This is a genomic window from Photorhabdus stackebrandtii (assembly GCF_011189495.1).
GTDB lineage: Bacteria > Pseudomonadota > Gammaproteobacteria > Enterobacterales > Enterobacteriaceae > Photorhabdus > Photorhabdus khanii.
On the sequence record NZ_PUJV01000064.1, the window covers coordinates 1 to 5,719 of the forward strand.

General features: G+C 54.5%; 1 protein-coding gene. It reads right to left on the reverse strand.

What is annotated here, in order from left to right:
* The coding region (locus tag C5470_RS21130; RefSeq protein WP_166291734.1) for a non-ribosomal peptide synthetase at positions 1–5,719 on the reverse strand (5,719 nt) is incomplete at both ends.

Here is a 5,719-nt window from a genome sequence, read left to right on the forward strand (position 1 = left end):
GGGCCTGGCGCCAGACCACTTGCGCCGGCTCTGACAGCCCCTGCCAGATAAAGGCGGTGCGCAGAATATCGTGGCGGTTGACCACCTGCTGCACCGCGGCCAGATAGCGGTCCAGCACCACCCGATCCGCAAATACCATCTGACCGGTCAACAAGTATGGATCGCCCTCACTTGCCAGCAAATGGTGGAATAAGATCCCGTCCTGCAGCGGTGACAGGGCATAAATGTCCTGAAGGTTGCTGAGGCCGCCCGGTACCTGCCCAACGATACGGTCAATATCCGCCGGCGTCAGGTTTATCAACGGCAGCATAGCCGGCGTGAGCGTACAGGTATCCGGGGTAATCACATTGGCAGGCACGGGCACGGCCGCGTACTGCTCCAGCTTTTGTGCCAGATTGGCTAACACCGGAGTCTGAAACAGGTCGCGTACCGCCAGTGTAAGCCCCTGCTGACGCAAATGCTCTATCACCCGCACCGCCAGCAAAGAATGCCCGCCCAGGGCAAAGAAATTGTCATGCCGGCTGATTTTTTCGATACCCAGTAACTCACGCCAGACCGCCGCCAGGGCGGTTTCGGTGGCGCCCTGCGGGGCTGCATAACGCTGGCGGGCAAAGGCGTCCTCCCCGGGCACCGGCAACGCCCGGCGGTCCAGTTTGCCGTTCGGGGTTAACGGGAAGCGATCCAGGCGCACCACCGCCGCCGGCACCATATACTCCGGCAAAACTTGACTCAGGCGCTCACGTAAGTTATTCACCAGCCCTTCTTCCACGTCCGCCGCCACATACGCCACCAGCCGTTTGTCCAGCCCTTTCCCGTGAGCCAGCACCACGGCTTCACGCACCGCCGGGTGTTCGGCCAGCCGCGCTTCGATTTCCCCCGGTTCAATGCGGAAACCGCGGATTTTCACCTGTTGGTCAGTGCGGCCCAAAAATTCCAGATTGCCGTCCGGCAAGTAGCGGGCCAAATCCCCGGTGCGGTACATGCGGGCATCCGGTTTATCGCTGAACGGGTCAGCCAGGAAACGTTCTGCCGTCAGTTCAGGCCGGTTCAGATAACCCCGTGCGACACCTGCACCGCCAATGTATATTTCACCCACGCAACCTAACGGCACGGGTTGTCCTTTTTTATCCAGTAAATAAATGTAAGTATTCTTGAGTGGCCGACCAATAGAATAATCATCAGTTGGGGATAATATTTCCTGACAGGTTGCTGTAACGGTAGTTTCTGTCGGGCCGTATGCATTTAACAACCGGGGACAGTGACCATCCTGCATAAACCAGTTCTGAACGGCACTCTTATTGATGACTTCCCCTCCGATGATAATAAACCTGAGGGTATCAGGTAGTAGCAGTCTTTTTTCTCTGGTCGCCAGTTCAGACCAAAACAACATCGGCAAGAATAGAACTGTAATACGATTTTTCCGGGCCAAAATAATAAACTCTGGTATAGATGCCAACCAATTAGCGTTGCGAATCACCAGCGAAGCACCATTACATAATGCTAAAAAACATTCCTCCACGGAGACATCGAACGCAAAAGCGGAAAATTGCAATACCCGATCCTGTGCTGTAAAAGCATAACGCTCATTAATGCTTAGGTAATGTTGGTACAGCGCCTGATGTTCGATCATCACCCCTTTTGGTGTGCCGGTCGAGCCGGAGGTGTAAATCACATAAGCCAGGTGCCGTGGTGTCAGTGTGGCTATCTGCGGATTGTTATCCGGTTGATCAAATTGTATATTCGGGTCAAGCACGGTTCGGTCTGTTAATTCGGTTCTTCCCAAGGCTGCCCGTCCGATATTATCCGCCAGCACAATCGCCGAGGCAGTATCGGTGAGCATATAAACCAAGCGCTCACCGGGATAAGCTGGATCCAACGGTACATACGCCCCGCCGGCCTTCAGTATGGCCAATACCCCAACCACCATAGCCAATGAGCGTGACACACAAATTGCCACTAACTGGTCCGGCTCTACCCCCAGCATCACTAGCTGATGCGCCAGCCGGTTGGCCCGGGCATTGAGTTCTGAGTAGCTGAGGGTCTGCTCTTCATACACTAAGGCAATGGCGTCCGGGGTTTTTGCGGCCTGCTGTTCAAACAACTGATGGAGACACACCGTGTCAGGATACGACGTTTCCGTGGCATTCCAGGTTTCCAACAATAACCGACGCTCTGCCGGGGACAGAATATCGATGCCCTCCACCTTCTGTTGTGCATTGGCCACCATCGCTTGCAGAGCGGTCTGCAAATAGCCCGTGTGCCGCTCAATTGTGGGTCGTTCAAACAGGGCGGTACTATAATGTAATGCCCCGCTAATTCCGCTGGCCTCTTCATACAGTTCCAGTTCGAGATCAAATTTGACAGTATCTAAAGTTTGGTCAATCGGTGACACCATCAGTCCCGGCAGTGCCCAATCCGTGTGTTCATTATTCTGCCAGGCAAACATCACCTGGAACAGCGGGGAATGGGCCAGCCGGCGAGGTGGTTGGACAATCTCGACCACCTGTTCAAACGGCAAATCCTGATGCACCTGTGCCATTAATACCGTCTGTCGGACTTGTTTCAGTAATTCTGTCACAGTGAATTCACCCGAAACAGCTATCCGCAAAGCCAGCGTATTCACAAAGAACCCAATCAATGGCTCCACTTCCTGCTGGTTACGGCCGGCACTGGGGGTACCGATAATGATATCTCCTTGACCAGACAGTCGTGATAAAACGACGCCCCAAGCCGACAGCAATGTCATAAACAGCGTGACACCGTGCTGCTGACTCAAGTGTTTGAGTGCGGCGGTCAGTGCCGGATCTAAGCGGATCGGCACAGCATGACCGACAAATGACTGCACGGCCGGCCGGGGTCTGTCCATGGGCAGTTCCAGCAGCACCGGTGCATCTGCCAACACAGTGTGCCAATAGTCCGACTGCACCTGGGTACGTTCGGCGGAAAGCCATTGATGCTGCCAGGCGGCATAATCCGGGTATTGAATTACCAACGGTGGTAACGGATCCAGCCGCCCGGACAAAAACGCTGCATAAAGCGCATTGAGTTCATGTATCAATATATTGATCGACCAGCCATCGGACACAATATGATGCTGGGTCAGCAAAAACTGATAGTCGTCATCTGCCAATCGGATAAGCACTGCCCGGATAAGCGGTTCCCGGCTGAGGTCAAACGGCACAGATACCGCTTCGGTAACCAGTTGCTTCAGTACGGTGTCCGCCTCTAAATGTCCGCGTAAATCATGCTGTACCAGTGGCACCCCGCTCTCTTTCGCCAGTAGCCGGATCTGCGGCTGCCCGTCAACCGAAATAAAGACTGTGCGCAATGCTTCATGGCGGGCAAAGACGGTATTCAAAGCCTGCTGCCAGGCGACAATATCCAACTGACCGCGCAAATGCAGCGCCAGAGGGATATGATACGTTTCACTGACACCGTCGAGCTGAGCCAGAAACCACAAACGCTGTTGGGCAAAGGATAACGGCAAAGTTTTCGACCGGGAGACCGGCAGTATGGCAGGCAATGCGGGGCTGTCTTGTTTCTGTACCGCCTGCGCTAAGGCTGCCAACGAAGGTGAGTTAAACAGCACCATCAGCGGTAATTCTACGCCCAGTACCGCCATTATCCGGTTTATCATTCGTACCGCCAACAGGGAATGCCCGCCCAGGGCAAAGAAATTGTCATGCCGGCTGACTTGTTCAAGGCCCAGTAACTCACGCCAGACCACCGCCAGGGCGGTTTCGGTGGCGCCCTGCGGGGCTGCATAACGCTGGCGGGCAAAGGCGTCCTCCCCGGGCACCGGCAGCGCCCGGCGGTCCAGTTTGCCGTTCGGGGTTAGCGGGAAGCGGTCCAGACGCACCACCGCCGCCGGCACCATATACTCCGGCAAAACTTGACTCAGGCGCTCACGTAAGTTATTCACCAGCCCTTCTTCCACGTCCGCCACCACATACGCCACCAGCCGTTTGTCCAGCCCATTCCCGTGAGCCAGCACCACGGCTTCACGCACCGCCGGGTGTTCAGCCAGCCGCGCTTCGATTTCCCCCGGTTCAATCCGGAAACCGCGGATTTTCACCTGCTGATCAGTACGACCCAAAAATTCCAGATTGCCGTCCGGCAAGTAGCGGGCTAAATCCCCGGTGCGGTACATGCGGGCATCCGGTTTATCGCTGAACGGGTCAGCCAGGAAACGTTCTGCCGTCAGTTCAGGCCGGTTCAGATAGCCCTTGGCGACCCCGTCGCCACCAATATACATCTCTCCGGTGGCACCCAACGGTACCGGTAGACCATTTGTATCCAACAGATAAACCCGTGTATTTGCGATAGGCTGTCCGATGGGAATACTGTGTGCTTCCGGTGCCAATGCCGTGATACGGTATATTGTCGAAAAGGTGGTCCCTTCCGTGGGACCATAGGCCTGCAATAAGTGTTGAGGTCGGTTGTTCTCCAACAGACTGGCAATCACGTGTAAATCAGGAATATCACCGCCAAAAATAAGGGTTTTTATTTGAGGCAGAACAGATGATAGTTCTAACACCAACCGGTTAAACAGGCCAATAGTCAACCACAGAATAGTAATGTGATGAAGCTGTAAAGCCCGCTCTAACGCTGGCGGGGTTAATAAGGTGGCATGGTCTATCACCACCAATGTCCCCCCATTCAGCAGCGGAGCCCAGACTTCAAACGTACTGGCATCAAAGGTCGGATTCGCGGTAAAGGCCACCCGATCTTCCGGCCCAACGTCTGCATAACCATTATTGACAACCAGCCTGACAACCGAACGGTGGGATACGATAACCCCTTTCGGGGTACCGGTAGACCCGGAGGTGTACATCACATAAACGGCATCTGACTCCAGACGGGTTAAGTTGAGATTTGTCCCTTCTTCTTCCCTGCCTGAGCCAATTTTTTCCCTTATTCGCAATAACGGTATCGTCAGATTGACCGGTATGCTCATTTGGGTATCGGTCAACAGTAACTGAGCTGCACTGTCCTGTATTATCCAGAGTTTGCGCTCATCCGGTACACCCGGGTCAACAGGTACATAAACCGCCCCCGCTTTAAGCACTGCCAATTGGGCGACCACCAGTGCTATTGAGCGTTCAAACAACAGCGCTATATGTCCACCGGGACGCACTCCCAGTGCAATGAGTTGACGAGCCAGTCGGTTCGCCCGGGCATTGAGTTCCGCGTAACTGAGCGACTGATTTTCATGCACCAGGGCAATAGTGCCCGGGGTTGTTGCTGCCTGCCATTCAAATAACTGATGGATACATAAGTCTTCAGGATACGGTGTTTCCGTGGCATTCCACGTTTCCAGCAATAACCGGCGCTCTGCCGATGTCAGGATATCAATTTCCCCGATCCGCTGTTGGTGGTTAACGACCATCACCTGCAACACAGTCCGCAGGTAGCCAATGTGTCGTTCCATGGTTGTCTGATCAAACAGGGCGGTGGCATAACGTAAATTACCTGAAATCGCGCCATTATCCTCAAACATATCCAGTTCGAGATCAAATTTGACAGTATCTAAAGTTTGGTCAATCGGTGACACCATCAGGCCCGGCAATGCCCAGTCCGTGTGTTCATTGTTCTGCCAGGCAAACATTACCTGGAACAGCGGCGTATGCGCCAGCCGGCGCGGCGGTTGGACAATTTCCACCACCTGCTCAAACGGCAGATCCTGATGGGCCTGGGCCGCTAACGCGGTTTGCCGGAC